The sequence below is a fragment of the Pseudomonas sp. NPDC089752 genome, from assembly GCF_044748725.1.
GTDB lineage: Bacteria > Pseudomonadota > Gammaproteobacteria > Pseudomonadales > Pseudomonadaceae > Aquipseudomonas.
The window spans coordinates 107,721-134,343 of the sequence record NZ_JBIVGP010000009.1 but is presented as its reverse complement, the minus strand read 5'-3'; the positions used below and the strand labels follow the sequence as shown (position 1 = coordinate 134,343).

Genomic DNA, 26,623 nt, shown 5'->3' with positions numbered 1-26,623 from the left:
TGCGGGGTGAAACATTGTCCTGTCAAAGCTGACAGTCAGCCACCGCCAAACTGCGCCCGGTACTGCGCCGGCGTCATCCCGATCCGCTCGCAGAATACCTTGCGCATATGCCGATCGCTGCCAAACCCGCACTGCGCCGCCACCACCTTCAACGGCAGGTCGCTGCCTTCCAGCAGCCGGCGCGCCTGGTCTATGCGGGCGTTCTGCAGGTACTGCAGCGGCGTGATGCCCACTTCGCGCTGGAAGGTGCGGGCGAAATTGCGCGCACTCATCGCCACCAGGTCAGCCATGGTCTGCACGGTAAACGCCTGGTCGATGTGGTCGACGATATACGCCTGCACCCGCGCAATCGCCGAACCATCGCGGGGTACCGCTGCCAGCAGCGGCCCGTAGGGCGTTTGCCCACCTTGGCGATGGCGGGCCACCAGCAACACCTTGGCCACTTCCAGGGCCAGCGCCTTGCCGTGGTCTTCGGCAACGATGGCCAGTGCCAGGTCTATGCCGGCCGTGATGCCGCCGGAGGTGACCAGGTTGCGGTCGACCACGTAGATCTGTTCGGTCTCGACCTTCGCATCTGGGAACGCCCGGGCCAGGCGTTCGACATAATTCCAGTGCGTGGTACACCGGTAACCGCCGAGCAGCCCGGCCCGCCCGAGCACGAACACCCCGGTGCAGATGGCGCCGAAGCGTTTGGCACTGCGCACGGCCTTCGGCAACCAACGCTCCAGCGCCGGCAGAGCGACGTCATAGGCGCCCGGCCCGCCGGGTACCAGCAGCAGGTCGACAGCGGTCGGCAAGTCTTCCAGGGGCAGGTCGGCGATCACCCGCAAGCCGCATGAGCCGCGAATGGTCGCCTGACTGTCCGCCACGGTGACCAGCCGGTAATGCCGCTCTGCGGGCAAGAACCGGTTGGCGATGGCGAAGGCATCCATGGGGCCGGTGACATCCAGCAGCAGCACATCGTTGAACAGCACCATGGCCACGGTGCGATGAGCGCGGGTTTCTTGCATGGCTCTTTCGCCTGAAACTGAATACGACGTGCATCTTAAGGTATCACCATGGCGGAGTGACCAGCCGCGCTTAATTAAGAACTATTCAGGTTTGGCTCAGGACTTTGTCATGCGCCAAGGGCGAGACTTTCTGCATTGAACAGGAGAGTCGCCATGCACCCTGGGACGCCCCATGACAACCCCCGTGCCTGCGGCGCGCTGACCTTTGCGCGCCTGCACCAGGCCAAGCAGCTGATGTTGCACAGCTCGCTGTCGATCATCGAGATCGCCGGGGTGTGCAACCTCACCCGAAGCCATTTCTCCCGTGCCTTCAAGGTCACCACTGGCCTGTCGCCCCAGGCCTGGCGCCTGCTGGCGCGCATGGAGAAAGCCAAGCGCCTGTTGGCTACCGAGGCGCCGATCACCCATGTCAGCCTTGAGTGTGGCTTCTGCGACCAGGCCCATTTCACTCGCGCCTTCAGCCGCCTGGTCGGTCAGCCGCCCAAGGCCTGGCGCCAGGCGACGCGGATGGACGCACACCCTTAAGCCGGCTTAATCCCTCGGTATAAACCCTTGCGAACAGTGCCGGGCCCGTTTTCCCAACCCAAGGAGTCACCCCCCATGAGCCAACCTGATTACAAGCGCCTGAACAAAGATGACGCCGTGGTCCTGCTGGTCGACCACCAGACTGGACTGATTTCGCTGGTTCAGGACTTCTCGCCGAACGAATTCAAGAACAACGTACTGGCCCTGGGCGACCTGGCGAAGTTCTTTGGTCTGCCGACCATCCTCACCACCAGCTTCGAGCAAGGCCCCAATGGCCCGCTGGTGCCGGAACTCAAAGAGATGTTCCCCGACGCCCCGTACATTGCCCGCCCTGGCCAGATCAACGCCTGGGACAACGAAGACTTCGTCAAGGCGATCAAGGCCACCGGCCGCAAGCAACTGATCATCGCCGGTGTGGTCACCGACGTGTGCGTGGCGTTCCCGACCCTGTCGGCGCTGGCCGAGGGCTTTGAGGTGTTCGTGGTGACCGATGCTTCGGGCACCTTCAATGAAACCGTGCAGCAAGCGGCATGGGTGCGCATGACTCAGGCAGGCGCGCAGATGATGAACTGGTTCTCGGTGGCCTGCGAGCTGCATCGCGACTGGCGCAATGACATTGAAGGGCTGGGTAATCTGCTGTCGCAGCGCATTCCCAACTACCGCAACCTGATGAACAGCTATGCGGCGTTGAGCGCGCGTTGATCTGAAGTCTTCGCCGTCCCTTTCGCGGGGCAAGCCCGCTCCCACAAGGTTTAGTGCAGGCCCTGTGGGAGCGGGCTTGCCCCGCGAAGAGGCCGGTACAGACTATGAGTGACCCACAGGTAAACTGAACCTGATCTGGCACCCACCCAGCTCCGAAACCTCTGCCTGCAACTGCCCACCATGGGCCTGCACCACTGAACTGCAGATCGCCAGCCCCATCCCCAGTCCGGCACTCTTGGTGGTGTAGAACGCCTCGAATACGCGATCACGTTCCTCCGGTACGATCCCCGGCCCGTTGTCGTCCACGCAAATCTCCACCCTGTCCCCCTGCACCGCAGACGAAATCCGCAGCACCCCATCACTGCGGTACCCCGCCAGGGCTTCCAGCGCATTGGTGATCAGGTTGAACACCAATTGCTGGAGCTGCACGGTATCGGCCATCACGCTCACCTGCGCCTGCAACCGGGTCTGCACGTTCACCGCGCATTTGCCGGCATCTGCCGAGGTCAGCCGCACCACCTGCAGGATCAGCTCATCGAGTTTCACCGCCTTGAGCTGCATCGGCGCTTGCTTGGCCAATGAACGCAACGCCCGCACGATGTTGGCGGCACGTTCGCTGTCGTTACGGATATCCTCCAGGCCGGCGATGGCCTCGTCCAGGTCGGGTTGTTCACGCTTCAGCCAGCGCAGGCTGGCCGAGGCATTGGAGGCGATGCCCAACAGCGGCTGGCTGATTTCGTGGGCGATCGATGCTGACAGTTCGTTCATCACCTGCAGGTGCGCACTGCTGGCCAGCTCCGCGCGCGAGCGGCGCAGTTCGGCCTCCATCTGCACGCGGGCCTGGGTATCTTCGGCCAGCCGCGTATAAAACTTGGCCGTCTGCAGCGACACCGCCGCCTGCGAGGCCAGTATCTCCAGCATGGCCAGGCGCTGACTGCCGAACAGGTTCGGCACCAGGCGGTTTTCCAGATAGACCAGGCCGATCAGCACACCCTGGATCACCAGCGGCAGGCACAGCACCGAGCGTGCATTGCGCGCGTGCAGCTCCTGGCGGAAGGCTTCCGGGCAATCGCTGAGCGCGTCGTTGAGCACCAGCGGCTTCTTGGTGCGCAGGGTGGCATTGACGACCGACAGAGGGGCCTGGGTGAGGAATTTCTGGCAGTTGTCCATGTGCACGTGCAGGCCGGCGTCGTCGATGTACGCCAGGGCCGCCATCTGAAACTCGGCACCACTGACGATCAGCAGGGCGCCGTGGTCGGCGCCGGAGTGCTGGGTCAGGTGGCCCATCAACGTTTCGATCAGCCCTTCGAGCAGCACTTCTTCGGACAAGGCCCGCGCAGCTTCGATACCGGCCTCCAGGTCCAGCCGCGCCTGGCTGGAGGTGCGGTAGGTTTCCTGCACCGGCTGCGTGCGCAGGAACGGGTGCAGGGTCTCCAGCTGGCGCACCTTGCCGGTCGCGCCCCAGATATGAAAACAATCGCGGGCGATACGCAGGTGCAGGTTGGCACCGGAGATCAGCCCGCTGGGGATGCACACTTCGGCCAGTTGTTCGTGGGCCAGGGCCTGTTCGTGAATGAAGCCGGCAGCCGTGGCGGCGATTTGCGCCTGGTCGAAGCAGCGGATGGCGGCCAGGCCATCGCCGTCGAGCTTGGCGATGACCCCTTCGATCAGCAGCAGCTTGCTGCGGAAGGTCTGCGGGTTGAAGTTCGCCCAGGCGGCGAATCGCGCGTGTATGCCGTGCAATGTGGCCCGTTTGCTGGCGACGCTGCCCGGGGCTTGCGCACTGCCCAGGGTCAGGCCGTGGAACAGGTGGTAGTCGGCCAGGTTGATGTGCGCGGGTGCTGCCCAGGCGTGTTCGCCGGCACATGCCAGGCTGCCCATGGCCTGTTCGACGTTGCCCAGGTAAAAGGCCGACATGCCGCTGAACAGGTGCCTGAAGAACAGCGTCGTGCGCGAGCTTGTCGCGACGCTCGAGTCCAGGAGGGCGCTGCCTGTCAGGTTGGCCACGAATACCTGTTGGGCCAGCAGAATCTGCTCGACATCGCTATAACCAACGCGGCGCACGGTGGCCAGGCCTTGCTCCACTTCGTCGGCCACCTCGCGCAGCTCGCGGCCCATGAACAACGAGTCCGAGACCAGGTGATTGCAGGCATAGCAGCTCATGGCCAGATCGCCGCTCAAACGGCCGGAATCGACCGCCTCCAGCGCCGTGCGCCGGGCGAACTCCATGGGCGCGGTCCAGGCGCTGACCTGGTCGAGAGCGAGCAGGGCGCAGGTCAGGTCGGCCTCGAAGCCATGCCGCTCGATCAGCTTGAGCGCCGCCAGGCTGTAGGCATGCCCATCATGGTAGGCACCGAAGCGCTCGGCGATCATCACCCCGTACCAGGCCAGGCCGTAGGTGCTGCCTGGCGCGACACCGTGGATCAGCGACAGCTCCATGAGCTTGGCCAGATGCAGAAAGCAGATGTCGTCCTGCACGAAAAAAGAGGACGACAGGGTCGCCAGCAGGCTGATGGCAACCGCCACATCTTCCGAATCGGTGCGCGGCAACGATTCCAGGCAGTGACGGCCTTTCTGCTCGATCAGGGCCTGCACGCGGGCATGGCTGGCTTGCACCTGGGCCGGATCGGAGCCGCGGGCGAGGTTGATGCCCAGTAGTTCGAGGCCGCCCACCGCCGCACTGATGGCCGCCTGGTAATCGCCCTGCATGGTGTGCAAGCGGGCTTGCAGCCTGCAGACCCTGGCTTGGTCCAGGGTCGTGCTCGCCCGTCGCTGGCATTCGATGATATGCGCGTGCGCCTGTGGCATGCGCGACAGTTGCATGTCGCATTCGGCCGCCATGCAGGCGACGGCGAAGGCATGGGTGGCATGGGTATCGGGCCCTGCCGCCAGCCGCAGCAGGTGGTCGGCGGTGTTCAGGTAGCCGGCGGTCTGGTCGATGGCGCCATTGTCGCGGGCACGCTGTGCAGCTTCGCGCAGCAATGGCAGGAACGCCTCGCAATCATCGGCTGCAAAGGCCCGTGGGTTGGCGCGTTGCAGCTGGTTGGCGATAGCGAAAACCGTATCGTGTGGCTGGTTTATCCAGGTTCGGTGCATGGTTTGGGCAACACGCGTGTGCAGCGTTTGTCGCTCGTGTTCGGGCGTGAGTGCGTAAGCGGCCTCCTGCACGCGATCATGGGCGAAGGCCAGGCCCTTTGCGCCAGGCAGCAGGAAGCCTGCGGCAACCAGAATTTTTATTGGCCCGCCAGGGTTGGCAAGCAGGTTCTCCAGCAAAAGCTCATCGCAATGGTTGCCGACAGCACTGGCGACACGCAGCACGTCGCGCTGGGCAGCAGGCAGGCGCGTCAGGCGCTGGATCATGAGGTCGGCAACGTTGTCGGCATACCGGTGCCTGGCCACGGCTTCCAGCGACCAGGTCCAGCACATGGCTTGGGTGTCGAAGGTGAACAGCCGATCCTCGACCATGGCCGTGAGAATCTGATTGATGAAAAAAGGGTTGCCGGCGGTCTTTGCGTGTACGAGCTCGGCAACCTGCAGAGCCATTTCCGGCGGCACACGGTAGCGCTCGGCGATCAGTTCCATCACGGCGCCTGTGGTGAGCGGGCGCAGGTTCATGGTTGTACGGCGGATACTCGCTGGGGCGCTGATGACTGCGCTGGCAGGTCGAGTATCGTTTCGTTGAGCGACGATCAACAGCAAATTGCCCGGGGCGTTGGCGAACAGCTCCGTCAGCAAGTGGCGGGTGGCATCGTCGGCCCATTGCATGTCGTCCAGAAACAACGTCAGCGGCTGCCCTGGCCGGCTGAACACGTGAAGGAATTCGACGATGGCTCGCAGCTCTTTCTGCAGGGCAAGCCGTGTCGGTTTCTCCGGCAGTTCGGGCAAAGGGCCGATGATCAGCTTGAGCTCCGGGGCCAGCTTGCCCAGCAACCGGCCACGACCCTTGATGCGATGCAGGATCTCGCGGCACAGTGCATCCAGGTCCTGGCTGTTCTTCGCCAGCAGCTGGGTGGTCAGCGACTGGAGGATTTCTCTCCAGGGGCCGTAGGGCACCGCCTGATCAGAATTGTTGCACTTGCCGGTCGCCCAGTAACCGTTCGCGCCCGCCTTGAGCGCGCTAGCGACCAGGCTGGACTTGCCCATGCCAGCGGCGCCTTCTATGAGCAATGCTTGCGCAGTGCTGCTGCGGCGCAGCGACTTCAGCAACAGGGCGATAGCATTCAGCTCGGCGCTGCGGCCATACAGGCGCTCGTGGCTGGGCGCGTTGCTGTCGGCGATGCCCGGTTCAAAATCTTCGATCGCCTTGTTCGAGGCCCACTGCCGGCGGCAATGGGCGAGGTCGATGGCCAAGGCTTGGGCGCTCTGATAGCGGACGTCCGGCTCTTTTGCCAATGCCTTGGCGAGAATGCGGCTGAGCGCCAGTGGCACCTTGCTGTCGACTTCGCCTGCAGCCCGAGGTTGCACGCCTGCATGCAGCTGGCGCCAGTGCGGCTTGTCGCGTCCGCTCAGTGGCAGCTCGCCCAGCAACAGTTGGTAGAGAATCGCGCCGAGGGCGTAAATATCGCTGCGTTGATCAGTGCTGCTGCCATGGGGGCAGATCTGCTCGGGCGCCAGGTAGGACCAGTTGCCGATCGGTGCGTTCTGCCCGCTGACCCGCTGCGCACCGTCGGCGCGAAAGCAGCTCAGCCGGACGCGTTTTGGTTGCTGGATGCACACGTGTTCTGGCTGCAATGCGCCATGCAGCACGTTATCTTCGTGGGCCTGCGCCAATGCGCTGGCGGCGTTTACTGCCACCTCGAAAAATTCCTCAAGCGGCGCAGGGCCCCGGGCAATGAGGTCGGCGACGGAGCGGTCGGCTGGGTACACCAGCAGCGGGCCTTCGGCGGAGCGCAAGAAGGCCGAGGGGATGACGGCCCATTGTGGGTCCAACTGCAAGCGATAGTCGCGTTCGAGGCGTTGGCATGCGCCCGGGGCTTCGACCGGTGCGCGTATAGCCAGCCAGGCTTGGCGGGTGACGGGGTCGCGCAGGCGGAAGTAAGTGAGGTCGCCCTCCTGGCCCTCCTGCGTGATGTCGCACCGGGTCAACCAGGTTTCGTCGATCGACTGGTCATAATCGACAGGCCTTTGCGCAAGGCGTTCATCAAGCATCAAGTACCCCCTGCCAGCGACATCCCGAGGCGCGAGTATACCCAGCGCAACCCCTCAGCTTGCCAGGTGCGGGCGGCTTGGCAGGAACGGGCACCATCTTGACCGGAATGGTCCCCAGGCAGTTTGTATCCTGAGGGCCAACCTATCCCTCGGGATAATTGTCTGAATGCGGACGCTGGCCTAGATTGCACGAGGCCGCGCAACCGCCCGCGCCTGCGAGAGAAGTCGATGATCCGATTAGGCAATGCCCAGGTGTCGCTGGAGCGGCGAGAAGCGTTTCTCGACGGCACGCCGATCCCGTTGGGCGGCCGTGCGTTCGAAGTGCTGGCGATGTTGATCGAGGCCAGGGGCCGGGTAGTTGCCAAGGACGAGCTGTTCAGCCAGGTGTGGGCGGGCACGGTGGTCGAAGACAACAACCTGCAGGTGCAGGTCTCGCTATTGCGCAAGGCCTTCGGCAACCCTGGGTTGATCCAGACGGTGCCACGCCGGGGCTACCGGTTGGCCGCCGAAATTACCCTCGACGTGCCGTGCATGGCCTTGGCCAAATCAGTGCTGTGCGATGTTGCCGAGGCCATCGAACCGGTTGGCGACTACGCGCGCGTGCCGGTGCTGGTGGTCGATGACGACCCCTCGGTGCGCAACGCGTTGGGGCGCTTGTTTCGCTCCCAGGATATTGCCCATCGGCTGTATGCCTCGGCCGAGGCACTGTTCGACGACCAGGTCGACACCCCCTATGCCTGTCTGCTGCTGGACATGAACCTGCCCGAAGCCAGTGGCCTTGAGGTGCAGGAGGCCCTGCGCCGGCTCGATTTGCCCTGGCCGATCATCTTCATGACGGGCTTCGGCACCATCCCCCTGACCGTGCAGGCCATGCGCGCCGGCGCGGTGGAGTTTCTGACCAAGCCTTTTGACGAAACCCAGCTGCTGGCGGTGCTCGATGCGGTGCGCGCCCGAGCCCTTGTTCAAGGCCGCAAATGGCAGCACGCGCGGCAGGTGAAGGAAAAGTACCAGCGTCTCACCCAGCGTGAGCGCCAAGTGTTCGCCCTGGTGGTCGATGGCCTGTCACATAAAGAGATTGCCAGGCACATCGGTACCAGTGAGGTGACGACCAAGGTCCACAAGAAGAACATCATGAACAAGATGCAGTCCCGCTCGCTGGTCGACCTCGTCGCCATGCACAACCTTATCGAGGCACGCGCCGAGGGCCAGGGCGCCGCATGAGCAGAGGGGTGTGCATCGTCGACGACGATGCTTCGGTGCGCAAAAGCCTGGCCAACCTGTTGCGATCGGCCGGGTTTGTCACGTTGCTGTTCGCCTCGGGTGAGGAACTGCTGGCGTCGGACCAGGCGCCGACGGCGGGGTGCGTGCTGCTGGACCTGAAGATGCCTGGGCTGACCGGCCTGGACGTGCAGCGTGAGCTGGCACGTCTGGGCTGGCGGTTGCCGGTGATCTGCATGTCCGCGCATTGGGATGACCTGGCGATTGAGGCATCGCTGCGCCAGGGGGCGGTGGCTTGCCTGGGCAAGCCGTTCAGTGAAGAGGCGCTGCTCAAGGTGGTGGAAGAGGCACTGGCGTCAGGCGAACAAATCCACACCTAACTGAAATGCCACCCACAAGGCCAGCCCTGTGGCAAACGCCAGTGCAATGTTCTCGAACAGGTTGTTGCGGTATTCCTTGCTCAGCAGCGACTTCTGGTTGGACATGATCAGCAGGCCCAGGGAAATCACTGGCAAGCCGATGATGTTCAGCGCACTGACGCCAATGGTCAGCGTCACGAAGTCGGGCATGCCTGGGATGGACCAGATCAGTGGTGTGACCAGAATGAACAGCATGAACCACTTGTGCATCGGGTCTTTGTGAAACTCTTTGCCGTACCGCTCACGCCGCTGCGGTTGTACATGCTGGAAAGCATCGGTGATGAGCATCGGGAAGGCCGTGGTCTTGCCCGAGATGCTGGCGAACAACGTGGCGAACACACCGATGAAGAAGATGTACCAGCCGATTGGGCCGAAGAAGATTTCCAGTGCCTTACCCAGGTCGCCGAGGGTCTTCACTTCGATACCGTTGGGGCGCAGGATCTCCGCGCCGACGATCCAGATTGCCAGGTTGATGACGATACCTACGAACACCGCGAACAGCAGGTCGTTGCGCTGGATGCGTTTGTGCTGCGGGCCGACCCAGCCTTTCTGGCGCATCACATACGGGTGCACGAAGTTGGCCACCGAGCCTGCCACCGCGCCGATTACCGATACCGCCACCAGCAAGGCGCCGTGCACACCTTCGTCGGCCGGGATGCTGAAGCCGATGGTGCCTTTGACGATGCCGGCCACATCCGGGCCTGACATCACTGCCAGGGCCAGGAAAGCCAGAGTCATCACGGCCAGCAGTACTTTCATTACCCCTTCGATCATCGCGTAGATGTTGCGTCCGACCAGCATCCACACCGCAAGCACCACGGCCATCGAACACAGCAAGGGATAATCGATGCGCAAGAGCATCGCCAACGCTTCGCCTGCGCCTTTGATCATGTAGGCGTTCATCAGATGGCCCATCAGCAACGCATAGGCCAGCATGAACCAGGCGAATACTGGATGCAGCTGCGCGTAGCCCTGGAGGATGGTCATGCCTTGGTTATTGCAGAGTTGAAAGCGAGCGATGATGTTGACGATCAGGTACCTGAGCAGCAACGAAACGGCCAGTACCCACATCATGGCGTAGCCGTAGTTGGCGCCAGCAACGGATGAAGTGATCAGATCACCTGCGCCAAGCCAGGACAGCACCGCGATGATGCCGGGGCCTAGCAGTTTTATTAGCCGTGTTACTCGACTTTGAGGGGGTGCGACAGTACTGCCCTCGGCCGAATGAATGCTCGACATGGGATGTCTCCGGTTATTGTTCTTGTTGAAACGTGCGCAGTCGAACACAGTAGATAGGACGTCGTACAACTACATTTTTGCAGAAGATATTTCTAATTATTTCAGGGTTTCATGTAAAAGGCCGTTTTCGCGGCCTTTTTCGGGTTTCATGTCCGTGTCAGTTCTGGTTGGCTTGCGCCGTGTCGGGCTGGTAGTAGCGAACGCTGCGTACCTGGCCCGTGGTGTCGCGGTAGGTCATTGTGGCCGTGCTGGCATGACCCTGTGTGCTGGCTGAGGGCTCCAGCCTGATCACCTCGGCAATATCCAGATCCATGCCGTAGCGGTAAGTCGTTGCTTCGGACTTGGCAAATGCGCCAGCGCTGGTGCCGAGGGCGAGGGTAAGGGCGAAAACGTTGCGAAGGGTCATGATCGTTCTCCAGTTTCAGTGAGGGGTGTTGACGATTGCTTGCTGTCTGGAGTTAAGATTGCGCGCAATTGTTTAGCGCGCAAAACATATTCTGACTATCGCTTGCATCGAGTGAGTCAATCGAGTGCTATGTGGTGAAGAGGCTCTCACACGTCATGGACTGCCTGGCCGGTACTGCAACGCTTCGGCCAGATGCGCTCGGCCGATCGACCTGACGCCCTCCAGGTCCGCCAGGGTGCGTGCCACTTTCAATAGCCGGTGGGCGGCGCGCAACGACAGCGTCAGTCGCTCGCAGGCGCTTTCCAGCCAGGCCTGGTCGACCGCTGCAAGCGGGCAATGCCGACGCAGGCCCTCGAGGTCGAGAAACGCATTGGCACAGCCTTGCCGGCGTTGCTGAAGTTCGCGCGCCTGAGCGACCAGGGCAGCCACAGCGGCACTGGTTTCGCCGCTGGGCTGGTGGTTGAGGGTGGTGGTTTCACGCGCCACGGTCAGGTGCAGGTCGATGCGGTCGAGCAGGGGGCCGGACAGCTTGTTGCGGTATCGCGCAATCTGCTCGGTGCTGCAGCGGCAGCGCGCGGTGGGGTCGCCGAGGTAGCCGCAAGGGCACGGGTTCATGGCCGCCACCAGCTGAAAACGCGCCGGAAAGCGCACTTTGTCGCGCGCCCGCGCGATCACGATCTCGCCGGACTCCAGCGGCTCACGCAGCACTTCCAGCACGCGACGCTCGAACTCGGGCAGCTCGTCCAGAAACAGCACGCCATGATGCGCCAGGGTGATTTCACCGGGCTGCGGCCTGCTGGAGCCACCGACCAGCGCCGGGCCGGAAGCCGAGTGGTGCGGGTGGCGAAAGGGCCGCTGGGGCCAACTGCTCAAGGGCGTGTGCCCGCTCACCGACTGAATGGCAGCCACTTCCAGCGCCTCCTGTTCATCCAACGGCGGCAGCAGGCCAGGCAAGCGGCTGGCGAGCAGGGTCTTGCCTGTTCCGGGTGGCCCGGTGAACAGCAGGTTATGTGCCCCCGCTGCCGCCAACAGCAAGGCGCGTTTGGCGGCGATCTGCCCCTGTACTTCGCTCAGGTCAGGGTAGGGCTGACTTCGCAGAATCAGGCCATTGGCGGCAAAGGGTGGCAGTGGCACCTGGCCGTTCAAGTGTGCCACCAGCTCCAGCAGATGGCCTATTGCATACACCACCAGGCCACCCGCCAGGCTCGCTTCTTCGGCGTTTTCTCTTGGCACCACCAGCGCCCGGCCCGCCTGCCGCGCAGCCAGTGCGGCAGGCAGTACCCCCTGCACCGGCCGCAGCTGACCGGAAAGCGCCAGTTCACCCAGGCATTCGATGTCGACCAGCCCCGCTACGGGCACTTGGCCGTCAGCGGCAAGTATGCCCAGGGCGATGGCCAGGTCGTAGCGCCCCCCATCCTTGGGCAGGTCGGCTGGGGCCAGGTTCTGAGTAATACGCCTTTGCGGGTAGTTCAGCCCGGAGTTGACGATGGCGCTGCGCACCCTGTCCTTGCTTTCCTTGACAGTGGTTTCCGGCAGGCCGACCAGCGTGAGGTGAGGCAGGCCGTTGGCCAGGTGGGTTTCAACGCTGACCGCCGGGGCCTGCACACCGACCTGGGCGCGGCTGTGGACGAGGGCTAGGGACATGGACGCTCCGTTGTCGCTGGTAGGAACCGCTTCCTGCGGCTTGGCAAGCATAGCGAATGCGGTCGTTGCGGCCGCAAGAAGAGTGCGTCCTTGTTTTTCAGGTCAGGGTTTTTCCCTGGTATCTCACACAATCTGACAAGTAATGGATCCAATATCTTTGCGAGATGCAAAGCTATGGCTTAGTGTTCAAGCGTCAACGCCGTTGCCATGGGATGGCAACACGGCTCCTATAAATGGACTTAAGGTACTGCCTGTGCAAACGCTCACTCGTACCCGCCAGCAGATCCGTGAACGGGTGCTGGCCAATGAGTTCAATGAACTCAACCGATTCTTCGACACTCTCCAGGCGCAGTGGCAGCAAGCCCCGCCTGGGGAGTGCCCGGCATACCTGGAAGCCGTGCAGGGGCATATGCTGGTCGATTGGGACGTTGACAGCAGCAAAGGGCTGACGCGGCGGCTCAAAGCCTGGATCGACGCCTGCCCCAAGGCTTATCACCCGCAGGTTGCCATGGGGTTTCACTGCTTCAATCGTGCATGCCACATCCGCGGAACGCGGGCGGCCGATGAAGTATGCGCAGAGCGCTGGTTGGCCGCTGAACAAGCGTGTGAAAAGGCTGCGGCGCACTTTTTACGGGCTTTCGAGCGCTGCTCACACCCTGTGGCGGCGGCGATTGGCATGCTGCAGATCAGCGCGCATTTTCGTGAACCGGGCTGGCTGGTGGAATTGTTCAATGGCCAGGCGGCGCGGTTTCGGCCTAGCACCCATGCCGATGTCGAAGTGCAGGAGTCCGCAGCTCCCTTGCTCGTCAAATATGGCCTCGCGCCCTTGGTCGAGTTGCCGCAAGTATTGCCCGCGTGCCTGAGCGCGCGCGCCAGGCAAGAACGTGCGGAGGATTACTGGCTGCGTCATGCCGTGGCCTGGTTTCCCGGTTGCTTCGAGGTAATCGAAGCTTATGCCCGTTACCTGACACCTCGTTGGGGCGGGAGTCATGAAGCCATCGAAGCGCTGGCCAGTGGACCTTTATGTGAAGGGTGGAGCGAAATGCAGCGTAATGCGATCCGCTGGCTTTCACTCGAAGATCAGCTCTGGCTGCCTGACGCCAGCCAGTCGCAGCAGGCTGCGGCCTGGCAGCGCATTTTCGATACGTGGGCGACACGCGCGCTCAGGCCCAGGGAGCAGGCTACGATGCTGGCCCATCGAGCTGCGTTTCGCAGCAATTCGCTGCATGACTATCCCGGGGCAATGCGCGACTTCGTGACCAGTGTCGGCGTTTATCCCGACCAAGGTTACGTTCCGGCCATCGGTGAGCCGTTCCGCAGTTTTGTCTCTCTCGTACTGTTTCACGACCCGCGGGATGATTCGCAAGCGTTCCGTGTCGCCATCGAGCGACTGTGTGACAACCGCAGGCAAGCAGCGGCCTGTGCATTGCGGGCCGTCGGCCATCAGTTCGGGCTTTGGGGTTTCGGCCAGTGCGCCGAGCAGGCATGCATCTGGCTGCACGCGGCGGTGAAACGCCAGTGCGGGCGAGAAGGCATGGGTTTCGACGTACTCGAAATACCGCGCCTGTTATGGGCTGCACAACACCACGAAGCGGCATTCTTTCTTTACGAGGGCTGTGCCGAAAGGGAGCTGCCTGAGGCTGCCGCTGCGCTTTATGCACTGCACAGCGGACGGCTGGACGCCACGCCGGCCCACTACCTCGATGCCGGGGCGGCGGCGCACTGGTTATTGCGTGCCGTGGAATCAGGCAGCCAGATGGCCAAGTACGACCTGGCGTGCCAACGGATGCGCGGCGATGAAGACTTGAGCGAGCGCAGCGCGCTGTTGGCGGTCAGGCGCTTGCTGCTCGATTGCCTGGGTCATGAAACGCTCGACGCCCAGGCTCGCCTGCAGGTAGCCATACTGCAGCGTAAGTTCGGTGAGCCTCGCGAACGTGAGGAAGCGGTCGCCTACCTGCTCGATCTGGTCGAATTCCCGGACTGTCGCATCGCTGCACGTGCCAGCGCTGAACTTGGCCTGGCCTGGATGCATGGGCAGGGAACACGCAAACAGAGCCGCTTCGCGGCCATCGAGTGGGTCGACCGCGCGGCCGTGCTGCAGCCGGAAGACCCGGCCATCGAAGCGATTCAGGCCGAAGTACGCAATTCGCACAACCTGTTCAAAACGCTGGTCACAGCGTGCGCAGCGGCATTGTTCCGCGGCGACCTGCAAGCCAGTGAGCTGCCGCCCAAGGTAAGTGGCGCGGAGCATGATCGGTTGCGCGCCTCCGCTTAATCCTGCGGTGCTGTCGTAAGGCGGGCTTCCAGCTCGGCGACTTGTTTCTCCAGCGCTTCAAGGCGTGCGCGGGTGCGCGCCAATACGACCATCTGGCTGTCGAATTCGTCGCGGCTGACCAGGTCGAGCTTGCTGAAGGCACCCTGCATCAGCACCTTGAACTGGCTTTCCAGTTCGGCGCGAGGCTGGGCGGTGTCGCCACTGAACAGGCGCGAGGCCTGATCGCTCAGGGCGTCGAGAAGGGCTTTGGGCGCGAGCATGTTCGGCTGTCCATGGAGGTTGAAAATGGCCCGCAGTGTAGCACGGCTCGGTTTTGCTTCCGGTTGCACGCTTTTCGAGCGGCGCTGCGCATCACAGCGCACCAAAGCCGTGCATCTTTTCGATGCTGGCGACTGGCCAATCCTGAGCTGTTCGCATAACTCGCTGTTTTCCAGTGGTTTAACGGAACTGGCAAGGTTTCTGCAAAGACCAGTACGAGCCATGCACTGATGCAGTTCCTTGTGACCAGGCAGTGCGCACGCGGAGCCGGATGCCGACGACGCGTTACAAAGCCAACCGCTGCGCTTAGACTTGAGACGGGTTTGTTTTCCTGGGGCAAGTCCACCAAATCGGGAGAGAGTTTCATGAAGCTAGTCACAGCCATCATCAAGCCGTTCAAGCTGGACGACGTGCGCGAGTCGCTGTCGGAAATCGGCGTGCAGGGCATCACCGTCACCGAAGTCAAAGGCTTCGGTCGGCAGAAGGGTCACACCGAGTTGTACCGCGGTGCGGAATACGTGGTCGACTTCCTGCCCAAGGTGAAGATCGACGTCGCCATTGACGACAAAGACCTCGATCGCGTGATCGAAGCCATCACCAAGGCGGCCAACACCGGCAAGATCGGTGACGGCAAGATCTTCGTGGTGAATCTGGAGCAGGCAATCCGCATCCGTACCGGCGAAACCGATACCGACGCGATCTAAGCGCCAAACAAAGCCTCACCAAACCCAACGCCCCAGGAGAAAACAACATGACTCTGCGTAAGATCGCAGGGCTAGGAGCCCTATTGTCCCTCGCAATGCCAGGCCTTGCCCTGGCAGAGGAGGCTGCCCCAGCGCTGAACTCCGGTGACACTGCGTGGATGCTGACCGCAACGGCGCTGGTGCTGTTCATGACCATTCCGGGTCTGGCCCTGTTCTACGGCGGCATGGTGCGTTCCAAGAACGTGCTTTCGGTGATGATGCAGTGCTTCGCCATCACCGGCCTGATGAGCATCCTGTGGGTCATCTACGGCTACAGCATGGCCTTCGATACCACCGGTATGGAAAAGGGCGTGCTCAACTTCAATTCCTTCGTCGGCGGTTTCTCCAAGGCCTTCCTCAGCGGCGTCACGCCAGAGGGCCTGACCTCGGCAACCGCGCTGTTCCCAGAAGCCGTGTTCATCACCTTCCAGATGACCTTCGCCATCATTACCCCGGCGCTGATCGTCGGTGCCTTCGCCGAGCGTATGAAGTTCTCCGCGATGCTGGTGTTCATGGGTATCTGGTTTACCTTGGTCTACGCACCGATCGCGCACATGGTGTGGAGCGGTGACGGCGCGCTGATGTGGGACTGGGGCGTGCTCGACTTCGCCGGTGGCACGGTGGTGCACATCAACGCCGGTATCGCCGGCCTGGTCTGCTGCCTGGTGCTGGGCAAGCGCAAAGGCTTTCCGACCACGCCGATGGCCCCGCACAACCTGGGCTACACCCTGATGGGCGCGGCGATGCTGTGGATCGGCTGGTTCGGCTTCAACGCCGGTTCCGCCGCCGCCGCCAACGGCACCGCCGGCATGGCCATGCTGGTGACCCAGATCGCCACCGCCGCCGCCGCGCTGGGCTGGATGTTCGCCGAGTGGATCGGCCACGGTAAGCCAAGCGCCCTGGGCATCGCCTCGGGTGTGGTCGCGGGCCTTGTCGCCATCACCCCGGCCGCCGGTACCGTGGGCCCGATGGGCGCCCTGGTGATCGGCCTGGCGTCTGGCGTGATCTGCTACTTCTGCGCCACCACCCTCAAGCGCAAGCTCGGGTATGACGACTCGCTGGACGCCTTCGGCGTGCACGGCGTCGGCGGCATCATCGGCGCGATCCTCACCGGTGTGTTCGCGGCACCGGCCCTGGGTGGCTTCGGCGCGGTCACCGATATCGGTGCGCAGGTCTGGATCCAGGCCAAAGGCGTGATTTTCACCGTGGTCTACACCGCCATCGTCACCTACGGGATCCTCAAGGTACTGGACGTGGTGATGGGCCTGCGGGTCAATGAAGAAGAAGAGTCGGTCGGCCTCGACCTGGCTCAACACAACGAACGCGGCTACAACCTGTAACTGCGACGCTGGAAAAACTTGCCCGGCTTGCCGGGCATTTTTTTGCCTGTTTTTTGCGATTTCCCGCAGAGCAAACGGTTTATCACTCACGTTCGCGACGTACGCCAAAAACTTACAGGTTGTAGGGCGTTTATGGAGCTTTGCTTTTTCCACGGGCGCGCTAGAATGCGCGCCGAGGGGTGTGGGGCGAGATCGCCGCACGCTCGCTCAGCCTTTGCTAGGCTTGCCAATAGCGCGTGGCCAGCAAGGGCTAAAGGATTTGTCAGGCCCTGCCAGGAGCAGGGCCTGCTGGGTGCCGCCTCCCATCAGGAGCGCCGACCCAAGGGCAGTGGCCTAACCCACGGCCAGTTGAATTTTCACTGGTGGCTGCCGGTCTACGGCTGCACTGGTCTATAACTAACCTGCTTTTCGCAAGTCATGAGGTAGAACATGAGCGACGACGATCTGGAAAATGATGACCTCGAAGTAGGTGACGATGACGAGGCTGATGAGGGCCTTGAAGCGGCGGCTGACGATGGCGCCGAAGACGCTGGCGATGACGACAGCAGCCCGGCACCCGCTGCCAAGGGCAAATCCAAGGCGGCTGTCTCGGTAGACGAGATGCCGAGCATGGAAGCCAAGCAGAAGGAGCGTGATGCCCTGGCCAAGGCGATGGAAGAATTCCTTTCGCGCGGTGGCAAGGTGCAGGAAGTCGAGGCCAACGTAGTCGCCGACCCGCCCAAGAAGCCGGACAACAAATACGGCAGCCGCCCTATCTGAGTGTTCGCATGCAAAAAAGCCCGCCGTCGCTGCGGGCTTTTTTGTGGGTTACTTTTGTGTGGGCCTCTTCGCGGGGCAAGCCCGCTCCCACATTGGAAGGTGGCCATTGCGGTCTGTGGGAGCGGGCTTGACCCGCGAATGGGCCGCAAAGCGGCCCCTTTCAGCGCCAGCGCGATAGCACGTCAGGCAATTGCGACAAACGCTGAATCTCGGCATCCGGCGCCTGCTCGCCGGTCCAAGCCTTGCATTGAGGGTTGAACCACACCGCACGCAATCCGGCACGCTGGGCGCCGCCGATGTCATCGCCCGGGTGATCACCCACATGCACCGCAGCAGCGGCCTCGACCTCGCCGCGTTTCAGGGCCTCCAGAAACGGCGCCGGGTCCGGTTTGCCGATCCCCAGATCTTCCGCACACAGGGCGAATTTGAAGTAATCCGCCAGCCCCAGGCGGCGCACGTCGGCATTGCCGTTGGTCACCACGCCCAAGGTGTACTGGTGGCGCAGAATCTCCAGCACCGGCTGAACCTCGGGAAAAACCTCGACCTGGTGCCTTGCATGCAGAAACACTTCAAACCCTTCATTGGCCAGTTCCAGGGCCTGCTTTTCGCTGTAGCCGACTTCTTCCAGCGCATGGAACAGCACGCGCCGGCGCAGTGCACTGATGCGGTGCCTGAGCCCAGGCTCCGCCTGCACCAGGCGTTCACGGATGGCGAACAGATGCTCCACCGGCACCCCGCCCAGGATCGGCGCGTTGGCTTCGAGCCAGTCGCGCAGCACGACCTCGGCGCTGGCAATCACGGGTGCGGTGTCCCACAGGGTGTCGTCGAGGTCGAAGGTGATCAGCTGGATGCTCATGAGTCTGTGCCTTTGCTGCGTTTGGCCCGAGGGTGGGCGCTGTCGTACACCGCGGCCAGGTGCTGGAAGTCCAGATGGGTATAGATTTGCGTGGTGCTGATGTCGGCATGGCCGAGCATTTCCTGTACCGCACGCAGGTCCTGGGACGATTCCAGCACGTGGCTGGCGAATGAGTGGCGAAGCATGTGCGGGTGCAGGTGCTGGCCCAGTTCGCGTTCGCCGGCCGCCTTGACGCGCATCTGAATGGCCCGCGGGCTCAGGCGGTTGCCTTGGCGGGTGATGAACACGGCGCTGTCACGCGGGCCACCGATGCCGCGCAGGCGCAACCATTGCTGCAGCGCCTCGCGCGCCTTGCTGCCAACCGGCAATACCCGGGCCTTGCCGCCCTTGCCGAGTACCTGGACCAGCCCCGCGGCAAGGTCGAGCTGTTGCAGGTCGAGGTTGGTCAGCTCGGACAGGCGCAGGCCGGATGAATAGAAAAGCTCGAGAATGGCCTGGTCACGGCGGGCGATGAAGTCGTCGTCCACGCCACCCTCGAGCAATTGCAGGGCGCGATCGGTATCGAGCACCTTGGGTAGCCGCCGCTCGCCTTTGGGCGCACTCAGGCCGGTGGCCGGGTCGTGCTGGCACAGGCCTTCGCGGTTGAGGTAACGGTACAGGCCGCGCACCGCCGACAGCAGCCGGGCGAGGCTGCGGGAGGACTGGCCTTGATGGTGCTGGCGGGCGATCAGCTGGCGCAATTGCTGGATCTGCAGCGCGCCCCAGCCGGCGATGCCCTGGGTATTGCAGTATTCGATGACCTTGCCGAGGTCACGGCGGTAGGCCAGCAGGGTGTGTTCGGACACCTGGCGCTCGTTGCGCAGGTGGGCGCAATAAGCCTCCAGCTGGCGCTCCATCAGCGCACCGGACGCAAGGTCTGGGTAACGCGGGGGACCACGCGGCCCAGCACTTCGGCGATGTAGCCGAGGAACAAGGTACCGACGCTGCTCTTGTAGTGCAGAGGGTCGCGGCTGCCGATCGCCAGCACGCCATGCAGCCCCTGGTACTCCAATGCCGCGACGGCGCTGGAGCCCACTTCGAGGCGTTGCTCATCGCCAAACAGGAAGGCCAGTTCTTTCTCGCGCAGGTTGCCGCTGACCGTCTTGCCACCGCCGAGCAATCCGCCGATCGCTTGCTGGGCCTCGGCGTTACTGACCCAGCGACCAACCGGCGCGGCGTTGTCGCCGAACAGGATCAGGCTGACGAACGGCACCTGAAACTCCTGGCGCAGGCTGTCTTCGACGGCCATCACCACTTCTTCAAGACTACCGGCATCGAGCAGGTCGAGGATCAGCCGACGGGTCTTGTCGAACAGCCGGTCATTGTCCCGGGCCACGTCCATCAATTGCGACAGGCGATGGCGCATCTCGATGTTGCGGTCGCGCAACAGCTTGAGCTGGCGCTCCACCAGCGACACGCTGTCGCCGCGCTGGTGCGGGATCTGTTGCTCGACCAGCAGCTCATCGTGTTCGGCGAAGAACGTGGGGTGGGCGCGCAGGTAGGCGACCACCGCTTCGGCGTCGAGCTCGGTAGTGTGCTGGGGTACAACCTTCGGCTGATCGGTCATGGCGGTTACTCGCTTAGAGACGAATCTGTCCTTCGTAGACGCGTACGGCCGGGCCGGTCATCAACACAGGCTTGCCGGGGCCGGCCCATTCAATGTGCAGGCGGCCGCCGGGCAGGTCGAGTGAAACCGGAGAATCCATCCAGCCCTGGCTGATGGCTGCCACGGCCGCAGCGCAGGCGCCGGTGCCACAGGCCTGGGTCTCACCGGCACCACGCTCCCAGACCCGCAGGTTGGCGCGATGGCGATCGATGACCTGGATAAAACCGGCATTCACCCGCTGCGGGAAGCGTGGGTGATTTTCGATTTTTGGCCCCAGTTCATGCACCGGCGCGGTATGCACATCGTCTACGCGCAGCACGGCATGCGGATTGCCCATGGACACGGCGGCGATCGAATGCATCTGGCCGTCGACTTCCAGCGGGTAATTCAGCGCCTGTGCATCGGCCATGAAGGGGATGTCGGCCGGAGCCAGGCGCGGCGGGCCCATGTCGACACACACCTGGCCGTCGTTCTGCACGTCCAGCTCGATGATGCCGCCCTTGGTTTCCACGCGGATGCGCTTCTTCGCGGTCAGGCGCTTGTCCAGTACGAAGCGGGCAAAGCAGCGCGCGCCGTTGCCGCACTGCTCGACCTCGGAACCGTCGGCATTGAAGATCCGGTAGCGGAAGTCCACTTCCGGGTTGTTCGGCGCTTCGACGATCAGCAGCTGATCGAAGCCGATGCCGGTATGGCGGTCACCCCATTGCTTGGCATGCTTGGGCTGGATGTGCGCGTGCTGGCTGACCAGGTCGAGGACCATGAAGTCGTTGCCCAGGCCGTGCATCTTGGTAAAGCGCAGCAGCATGGGGTCACTCCGGCAGCAGGCTTTCGCCAGCGTACAATTCGGCGATGGTCTCGCGGCGACGCACTTCGAACGCCTGGTCGCCGTCGACCAGGATTTCTGCGCAGCGGCCACGGGTGTTGTAGTTCGAGCTCATGACGAAACCATAGGCGCCCGCCGACTGCACGGCCAGCAGGTCACCTTCGGCCAGGTTCAGTTCGCGGTCCTTGGCGAGGAAGTCGCCGGTCTCGCAGATTGGCCCGACCAGGTCGTAGGCGCGGCCTTGGCCTTCACGTGGCTTGACCGCGCTGACACCCATCCAGGCCTGGTACAGGGCCGGGCGGATCAGGTCGTTCATCGCCGCATCGATGATGGCGAAATCTTTGTGTTCGGTGTGCTTGAGGTATTCCACGCGGGTCAGCAGGGCACCGGCATTGGCCACGATGTAGCGGCCCGGCTCGAACACCAGGGCCAGGTCGCGGGTGCCGACGCGCTCGCGGATGGCCTTGATGTAATCGGCCACCAGTGGCGGCTCTTCGTCGCGATAACGCACGCCAACGCCGCCGCCCAGGTCCAGGTGGCGCAGGTGGATGCCGCAGTCGGCCAGGCGATCGACCAGCTCCAGCAGGCGGTCGAGGGCGTCGAGGAACGGGTCGACGGTGGTCAGCTGCGAGCCGATGTGGCAGTCGACACCGACCACGTCCAGGTTCGGCAGCTGCGCGGCGCGCACGTAGATGGCTTCGGCGTCTGCGATCGCGATACCGAACTTGTTCTCTTTGAGGCCGGTGGAGATGTACGGGTGGGTACCGGCATCGACGTCCGGGTTGACCCGCAGCGAGACCGGGGCGACCTTGCCCATCTCGGCGGCCACCACTTGCAGGCGTTCGAGCTCGTCGGTGGACTCGACGTTGAAGCAGTGCACGCCGACTTCCAGCGCGCGGCGCATGTCTTCGCGAGTCTTGCCGACGCCGGAGAACACCACGCGGTCAGCACGCCCGCCAGCGGCCAGCACACGCTCCAGCTCACCGCCGGAAACGATGTCGAAGCCTGCGCCCAGGCGCGCCAGCACGTTCAGCACGCCGAGGTTGGAGTTGGCCTTGACCGCGAAGCACACCAGGTGCTCGACGCCCTGCAGGGCATCGGTGTAGCTGCGGTACTGGGCTTCGATGTGGGCGCGCGAGTAGACGTAGGTCGGGGTGCCGAAACGTTCGGCGATGGCCGACAGGGCCACGCCTTCCGCGAACAGTTCACCGTCGCGGTAATTGAAAGCGTTCATCTGAATTCCTTACTGCTCTGGCGTCTGCTCGGGCTGGATCGGCTGCTCATCTTGCGGCTGGACCGCCGGAGCGTGCTGGTGCTGGTGCGACTTGTGGCTGCCCTTGCCGTCCTTGCCGTCTTCTGGCAGGTACAGTGGGCCTTTCTGACCGCAGGCCGAAACGAGGCAGGCAACCGCGACCAGCGCCGCGAGCGAGGAAATCAGGCGCTTCATGGGTGAAATCCTTTGAAATATGCAGTATTGCGCCCGAGTATACCGAGCGACCGCCGGATTGCCTATGCAAGGCCCGGTCCGCCGGGCGGGCTATCCTTGTGTGCGGGCGGCTAACCTTTGCATTCGGCGCCAAGCGCCCGTATCTTGCCCGGCTTGCCTGTCACGCAGCCAATTTCGAGGTTCCTGCAATGAGTTTGAGCGAAGCGCGTTTTCATGATCTGGTCGACGCGACCCAACAGGCCCTGGAAGACCTGTTCGACGAGAGCGATCTGGACCTGGACATGGAGAATTCCGCCGGCGTCCTCACCATCAAATTCGACAATGGCAGCCAGCTGATCTTCAGCCGCCAGGAGCCGCTGCGTCAGTTGTGGCTGGCCGACCGCTCCGGTGGCTTCCACTTCGACTACGACGAAGAGAGCGGCAAATGGGTGTGCGAGAAGAGCGAAGAATTGCTCGGCGAGATGCTCGAGCGCATCGTCTGGGAGCGGGCCGGCGAGAAGCTGGACTTCGACGAGATCTGACATGACTGCCCCAGCCCGGCCGCCCAAGCCGCTTTACAGCAATGTCAGCCCCGCAGTGCCATCGCCGTGCATCAGCGTCTGCCGGCTGGACGAACAGCGCGTGTGCACCGGTTGCCACCGCCACGTCGAGCATATCCGCGAGTGGCGCTCGGCCGATGACGAGCGGCGCAGGCAAATCTGCCGCGAAGCCGAGGCCCTGCGCGCACGGGCTTGAGTATTTGCCCCGCTGTGGTAGTGTCAGGTTGTGCGTCGCCGACGCAAAAGCATCGACAAACCCCGCCCCTGGGCGGGGTTTTGCTTTATCTGCCCATAGCAAAATGCCTGTTCAATGGAGTCTGACTGGATCATGAGCACCAAGCCTTCCCTCATCCTCACCCGATTGGACGTACAGCGTCTCGAGCGCCTGATCGACAGCCTCGACGAAAGTACCCCGGGTGTGCTCGCCCTGCAGGACGAGCTGGACCGCGCCGAGCAGGTTGTCGGCCATGAGGAGGTACCGGCCGGCGTGGTGACCATGAATTCGCGTGTGCACTGCCGAGAAGAGGCCAGTGGCAAGGACTATCACTTGACCCTGGTTTATCCGAAGGATGCCGGTGGCGAAGGCAAGGTCTCGATCCTGGCGCCGATTGGTTGCGCGCTGCTGGGCTTGTCGGTAGGCGAGCAGATCGACTGGCCAGCGCCGGGTGGCAAGACGCTGAAGCTGAAACTGCTGGATGTGGAGTACCAACCGGAAGCCGCGGGTGACTTCGACCTCTGATTGATTGGCGTCTTCTCAAGGCTCCGGGGATGCCCGCACCTGGAACAGCCCATCATTGAGCGCCTGTTCCAGTTCGCGCTTGTAGCGCAGGTACAGGACGGTCGAGCCCTGTTCGTCATCGAGCAGCTCGGACAAATCCAGATCAGTGATGTAGCAGTGATAGTGCCCGGCGCTGCGGCGTTGGCTGAGAATCTCACGGGCGACGACTGTGTACAGCTCGTCGCCGTGATCCAGCTGCGAAAATTCCTGCTGGTTGCAATACAGCGTGACATGCACGCCATCGCCCGTACCTGCCTGAAGAATGGCCTGCACTTCATAGTACGGCTGTGGGCTGCTGTCGCTGGGGTTCGGCCGAGGCTCGATGCTGCGCGCCTTGCCTGGGCCTGAGGGCAGCAGCTGGGCATACTCGATGAGCAGCGGCGCTTGCTGCACGCTGTCGAGCGGCATGCGGGCGTCATGGCGCATCAGTACCGATCGTAAAAACCGCTGCAGCGGCAGCAGCAGGTGGTTTTCATCGTGCAGAGGCAGTCGTTGCTGCCACAAGGCATTGTATTCATCCAGCACATACAGGTCGGCCCAGCCGTCGAGCAGGCGGTAGAACACTTGAATGCAGCCGGGGCGGCCCTGTTCCAGCACCAGCGGTAGGTCGTGGTCCTGCAGGGCGTTGCCATCCAGGTGCAATGGGCTGTAGGCGCTGCGTTCCTCGCTCAGGTAATCCAGCACCGCGTCGTGATCCGCCAGCGTCGCCAGGCTCACCTGGCCGGGGAGCAACTCCAGCACATGGGTGTATTGCGCCACCTGCAGCAGGTAGCGGTGGTTCTGGCGCTGGTCGATCAGCAGTTGTACGGTGTCGAAAATTTCTTCGACCCGCTGGCTGATGGCCTGGGCGCGATTGTGGCAATTGCAGCGCACTCGCACGCGCGGGCGGTGGCTGCGCTGGCCGAGGCTGTTGAGGAAATCGCGCAGGCAGCGCAGCAGAGCGTGCTCGCCGTCATAGCGTTGCACCAGCACCTCGTTCCAACTGTTGAGGGTGACTTGGTCGAGGGTCAGCACCAGGTTCTCGCGCACGCCGGCATAACTCAGCGAGTCGGTGCGCTCGGTGGTCATCAGGATGTTCAGATCGCGATGGTGGCGCAGTGGGTCGACGCCGACGTTGACCAGTAACAGGATCTCGTCGGCCACGCTCGGCTGCAGCAGGCGTACTTCGCTGACGGTTTCCAGCGGCAAGGGGATGCTCTGCTGCAGGCTACCGATCAGGTTGAACAGCTCGAATTCGCTCAGGTCGCTGTCACCTGGGTGCAGCGCCAGGCGCGTGGTGTTGTCGATGACACCGTTGCGGTGGGCCCAGGTCAGCAGTTCGAGCAGCTCGCGGCAGCGCTTGATCGGGCTGAAGTGCTCCCACTCGTGCACCCCCAGATTGCCGTTGTACAGGCCCCAGTGGTAGCTGCCGGGCTCCTTGCGGTTGGGCGACTGGACCAAGGTCAGGGTATCTTCGGCGAGGTCCGGGGCAATGCCTGGGTTGATCACCTCGATCTTGCCGGCGCGGCGCTCGAAGGCTGCGTACAGGCGCCGACCCAGCACATTCAGGTCGCGTTGGTCGGCGCGGCTGCTGGCATTCTGGTTTTGCGCGAACTGACTGAGGAAGCGGTAGCTGTGATTGAGTTCGGCCACCAGCTCGCGGCGCTCCAGTGCAACCTGGCGCACCTTCCACTGGCTGCGGCTATCGAGCAAGGCCAGCTGGCGCTCGTCCCAGCCCCACTCGTCGGTCAGGCGCTGCAGCAGGCTGCGCTGCCAGCCGCTGTTGCGCGCGCGGTCGAGGCCGCCGAGCCGCTTGTTGACCTTCAGATACAGGCTGCGCCTCACCAGCTCCAGACGCGCGGTCTCGCCGCGTTGCTGCAGGTAGTGCTCGATGCGCCGGTAGACCATCACATAAGGGTCAAGCGTGTCGAGGTCGAGATGGTTGGCGAACACTGCCTGCTTGTAGTCCAGGCTCAGGCAGCGCACGGCCGGGTGTTCGCTGGCGTAGACCTCGGTCAGCAGCAGCTTGAGCAATGACTTGTAAGGCGAGTCGATACCTTTGTACAGCTGCCACAGCCCGGCACCGACGAATTCGCCGGGTGGGATGTAGGCCATGTTGCCCAGGTCGAGGGCGTCGGTGCTGCGGATGAAGCGCTTGGACAGCAGGGTTTCGGTATAGCGCTGGTAGTTGCGCTCTTCATAGACCGGCACCAGCCACCACAGCGGCGTGCGCCCGGCCAGCCAGATGGCGGTGCGGTAGAACTCGTCGAGCAGCAAATAGTGCTGGGTGGTGCCGCAATCGTCGGAGCTGAGTTGGCTATCGCGCAAGCCTTGGGCAAAGTTTTGCGGGTCGATCAGGAAGCAGTGCACTTCGGCGCCCAGACTGGCCGCCCAGGTTTCCAGCAGCTGGCATTTGCGTCTCAGCTCCCCCTGCTGGCTTTCATCCAGGCCCGGGGCGTGGCAGACCCACAGGTCCATGTCGCTCTGTTCGGCCTGGGCCAGCGAGCCCAGGCTACCCATCAGGAACAGGCCGTGGATCGGGCGATTGGGGTTGCCGAGGCGGGTTTTATAGGTAAATGAACGGGCCAGCCGCTGGCCTTCGGCGACAAGGTCAGCATCGGGCTCGAAACCCGACACGCCGGCCGGCGTGCTGCCGGAGACGTAGCCGGGTAGCAGCGGGTGGTTGACGTGGAACAGCAGCGGCAGGAGAGTCAGCACTTGTTGTTGACGGGTCGATAACCCGTCCATGGCGCGCTGCAGCCTGCCTGCGTTCAGGCGCAGAAAGCGCGCACGCAGATTCGCCAGCACCTTGCGGTCGATGCCTTCGTCGAGGTCCGGGCGGATTTCGTGGTTCATTGCGCACTCAGGGC

Annotated in this window: 25 protein-coding genes; 12 read left to right on the top strand and 13 right to left on the bottom strand. The window is 63.2% G+C overall.

Translation table 11 applies throughout. From position 1 onward, the window contains the following. Positions 1-35 precede the first annotated feature (35 nt). Positions 36-1,010: a GlxA family transcriptional regulator gene (locus ACIPZF_RS17060; protein WP_400801455.1), complete on the bottom strand. Its 975-nt coding sequence runs from the start codon at positions 1,008-1,010 to the stop codon at positions 36-38. Positions 1,011-1,163: 153 nt separating this feature from the next. On the opposite strand from ACIPZF_RS17060, the gene ACIPZF_RS17055 reads away from it, so the two are divergent. Next, complete coding sequence (locus ACIPZF_RS17055; RefSeq protein WP_400801453.1) at positions 1,164-1,535, top strand: helix-turn-helix domain-containing protein; 372 nt, start codon at positions 1,164-1,166, stop codon at positions 1,533-1,535. 75 nt (positions 1,536-1,610) lie between these two features. Continuing rightward, complete coding sequence (gene ycaC, locus ACIPZF_RS17050; protein WP_004375560.1) at positions 1,611-2,237, top strand: isochorismate family cysteine hydrolase YcaC; 627 nt, start codon at positions 1,611-1,613, stop codon at positions 2,235-2,237. Positions 2,238-2,339: 102 nt separating this feature from the next. Here the strand turns inward: ycaC and ACIPZF_RS17045 are convergent, their stop codons facing one another. Continuing rightward, positions 2,340-7,385 carry an AAA family ATPase gene (locus ACIPZF_RS17045; RefSeq protein WP_400801451.1) on the bottom strand — a complete coding sequence of 1,682 codons (5,046 nt, stop codon included), beginning with the start codon at positions 7,383-7,385 and terminating at the stop codon, positions 2,340-2,342. 228 nt (positions 7,386-7,613) lie between these two features. Between ACIPZF_RS17045 and ACIPZF_RS17040 the strand changes: the two genes are divergently transcribed. After that, on the top strand, positions 7,614-8,606 hold the full coding sequence (locus ACIPZF_RS17040; RefSeq protein ID WP_400801450.1) for a response regulator: 993 nt from the start codon (positions 7,614-7,616) through the stop codon (positions 8,604-8,606). Continuing rightward, on the top strand, positions 8,603-8,983 hold the full coding sequence (locus ACIPZF_RS17035; RefSeq protein WP_400801448.1) for a response regulator transcription factor: 381 nt from the start codon (positions 8,603-8,605) through the stop codon (positions 8,981-8,983). The genes ACIPZF_RS17040 and ACIPZF_RS17035 overlap by 4 nt, the downstream gene beginning before the upstream one ends. On the opposite strand, the gene ACIPZF_RS17030 is transcribed toward ACIPZF_RS17035, so the two are convergent. The 3 genes from ACIPZF_RS17030 to ACIPZF_RS17020 form a co-directional block, all read right to left on the bottom strand. Next, positions 8,960-10,261: an Nramp family divalent metal transporter gene (locus ACIPZF_RS17030; RefSeq protein ID WP_400801446.1), complete on the bottom strand. Its 1,302-nt coding sequence runs from the start codon at positions 10,259-10,261 to the stop codon at positions 8,960-8,962. The two genes, ACIPZF_RS17035 and ACIPZF_RS17030, sit on opposite strands and share 24 nt — an antisense overlap. Positions 10,262-10,418: 157 nt before the next feature. Continuing rightward, on the bottom strand, positions 10,419-10,667 hold the full coding sequence (locus tag ACIPZF_RS17025; protein ID WP_400801444.1) for a DUF2790 domain-containing protein: 249 nt from the start codon (positions 10,665-10,667) through the stop codon (positions 10,419-10,421). A 153-nt stretch (positions 10,668-10,820) separates the two neighbouring features. After that, entirely contained in the window at positions 10,821-12,311 is a 1,491-nt protein-coding gene (locus ACIPZF_RS17020; RefSeq protein ID WP_400801442.1) for a YifB family Mg chelatase-like AAA ATPase, read from the bottom strand. Positions 12,312-12,564: 253 nt separating this feature from the next. On the opposite strand from ACIPZF_RS17020, the gene ACIPZF_RS17015 reads away from it, so the two are divergent. After that, positions 12,565-14,586 carry a DUF4034 domain-containing protein gene (locus tag ACIPZF_RS17015; protein WP_400801440.1) on the top strand — a complete coding sequence of 674 codons (2,022 nt, stop codon included), beginning with the start codon at positions 12,565-12,567 and terminating at the stop codon, positions 14,584-14,586. Here ACIPZF_RS17015 and ACIPZF_RS17010 read toward each other — a convergent pair. Further along, the gene (locus ACIPZF_RS17010) at positions 14,583-14,846 is read right to left on the bottom strand and encodes an accessory factor UbiK family protein (RefSeq protein WP_400801439.1); all 264 of its coding nucleotides are present in this window, start codon (positions 14,844-14,846) and stop codon (positions 14,583-14,585) included. The two genes, ACIPZF_RS17015 and ACIPZF_RS17010, sit on opposite strands and share 4 nt — an antisense overlap. 25 nt (positions 14,847-14,871) lie before the next feature. Between ACIPZF_RS17010 and ACIPZF_RS17005 the strand changes: the two genes are divergently transcribed. The 4 genes from ACIPZF_RS17005 to sutA all read left to right on the top strand — a co-directional run bounded on the left by ACIPZF_RS17005 (position 14,872) and on the right by sutA (position 17,686). Continuing rightward, a complete protein-coding gene (locus ACIPZF_RS17005) occupies positions 14,872-15,075 on the top strand; it encodes a hypothetical protein (protein WP_400801437.1) in 204 nt (67 codons plus the stop codon). A gap of 134 nt (positions 15,076-15,209) precedes the next feature. Then, positions 15,210-15,548 (top strand): P-II family nitrogen regulator, encoded by a 339-nt coding sequence (gene glnK, locus ACIPZF_RS17000; RefSeq protein WP_002555808.1) that lies wholly within the window; start codon positions 15,210-15,212, stop codon positions 15,546-15,548. Between the two features lie 47 nt (positions 15,549-15,595). Beyond that, positions 15,596-16,927 carry an ammonium transporter gene (locus tag ACIPZF_RS16995; protein WP_400801436.1) on the top strand — a complete coding sequence of 444 codons (1,332 nt, stop codon included), beginning with the start codon at positions 15,596-15,598 and terminating at the stop codon, positions 16,925-16,927. A gap of 429 nt (positions 16,928-17,356) precedes the next feature. Beyond that, on the top strand, positions 17,357-17,686 hold the full coding sequence (gene sutA, locus ACIPZF_RS16990; RefSeq protein ID WP_172286945.1) for a transcriptional regulator SutA: 330 nt from the start codon (positions 17,357-17,359) through the stop codon (positions 17,684-17,686). Between the two features lie 160 nt (positions 17,687-17,846). Here sutA and ACIPZF_RS16985 read toward each other — a convergent pair whose 3' ends face one another. From ACIPZF_RS16985 to ACIPZF_RS16960, 6 genes are read right to left on the bottom strand one after another with little or no spacing between them, the layout of a single operon-like run. Continuing rightward, positions 17,847-18,542 (bottom strand): HAD family hydrolase, encoded by a 696-nt coding sequence (locus ACIPZF_RS16985; RefSeq protein ID WP_400801435.1) that lies wholly within the window; start codon positions 18,540-18,542, stop codon positions 17,847-17,849. Continuing rightward, on the bottom strand, positions 18,539-19,438 hold the full coding sequence (gene xerC / locus ACIPZF_RS16980; RefSeq protein ID WP_400801434.1) for a tyrosine recombinase XerC: 900 nt from the start codon (positions 19,436-19,438) through the stop codon (positions 18,539-18,541). Before xerC ends, ACIPZF_RS16985 begins: the two co-directional genes overlap by 4 nt. Next, on the bottom strand, positions 19,438-20,148 hold the full coding sequence (locus ACIPZF_RS16975) for a DUF484 family protein (protein WP_400801432.1): 711 nt from the start codon (positions 20,146-20,148) through the stop codon (positions 19,438-19,440). The genes xerC and ACIPZF_RS16975 overlap by 1 nt, the downstream gene beginning before the upstream one ends. 13 nt (positions 20,149-20,161) lie before the next feature. Next, complete coding sequence (dapF, locus tag ACIPZF_RS16970) at positions 20,162-20,992, bottom strand: diaminopimelate epimerase (protein ID WP_400801431.1); 831 nt, start codon at positions 20,990-20,992, stop codon at positions 20,162-20,164. Between the two features lie 4 nt (positions 20,993-20,996). Then, a complete protein-coding gene (gene lysA, locus ACIPZF_RS16965) occupies positions 20,997-22,244 on the bottom strand; it encodes a diaminopimelate decarboxylase (protein WP_400801429.1) in 1,248 nt (415 codons plus the stop codon). Between the two features lie 9 nt (positions 22,245-22,253). Continuing rightward, complete coding sequence (locus tag ACIPZF_RS16960) at positions 22,254-22,457, bottom strand: lipoprotein (RefSeq protein WP_400801427.1); 204 nt, start codon at positions 22,455-22,457, stop codon at positions 22,254-22,256. 188 nt (positions 22,458-22,645) lie between these two features. Here ACIPZF_RS16960 and cyaY point away from each other — a divergent pair, with 188 nt between their 5' ends. The 3 genes from cyaY to rnk all read left to right on the top strand — a co-directional run bounded on the left by cyaY (position 22,646) and on the right by rnk (position 23,735). After that, positions 22,646-22,978: an iron donor protein CyaY gene (gene cyaY / locus ACIPZF_RS16955; protein WP_023378111.1), complete on the top strand. Its 333-nt coding sequence runs from the start codon at positions 22,646-22,648 to the stop codon at positions 22,976-22,978. A gap of 1 nt (position 22,979) precedes the next feature. After that, positions 22,980-23,192, top strand: coding sequence for a DUF1289 domain-containing protein (locus ACIPZF_RS16950; protein ID WP_400801425.1), 213 nt, complete (start codon positions 22,980-22,982; stop codon positions 23,190-23,192). A gap of 132 nt (positions 23,193-23,324) precedes the next feature. Further along, entirely contained in the window at positions 23,325-23,735 is a 411-nt protein-coding gene (gene rnk / locus ACIPZF_RS16945) for a nucleoside diphosphate kinase regulator (protein WP_400801423.1), read from the top strand. Positions 23,736-23,750: 15 nt separating this feature from the next. Here rnk and ACIPZF_RS16940 read toward each other — a convergent pair whose 3' ends face one another. Then, the gene (locus tag ACIPZF_RS16940) at positions 23,751-26,609 is read right to left on the bottom strand and encodes a class I adenylate cyclase (protein WP_400801421.1); all 2,859 of its coding nucleotides are present in this window, start codon (positions 26,607-26,609) and stop codon (positions 23,751-23,753) included. Between the last annotated feature and the right edge of the window lie 14 nt (positions 26,610-26,623).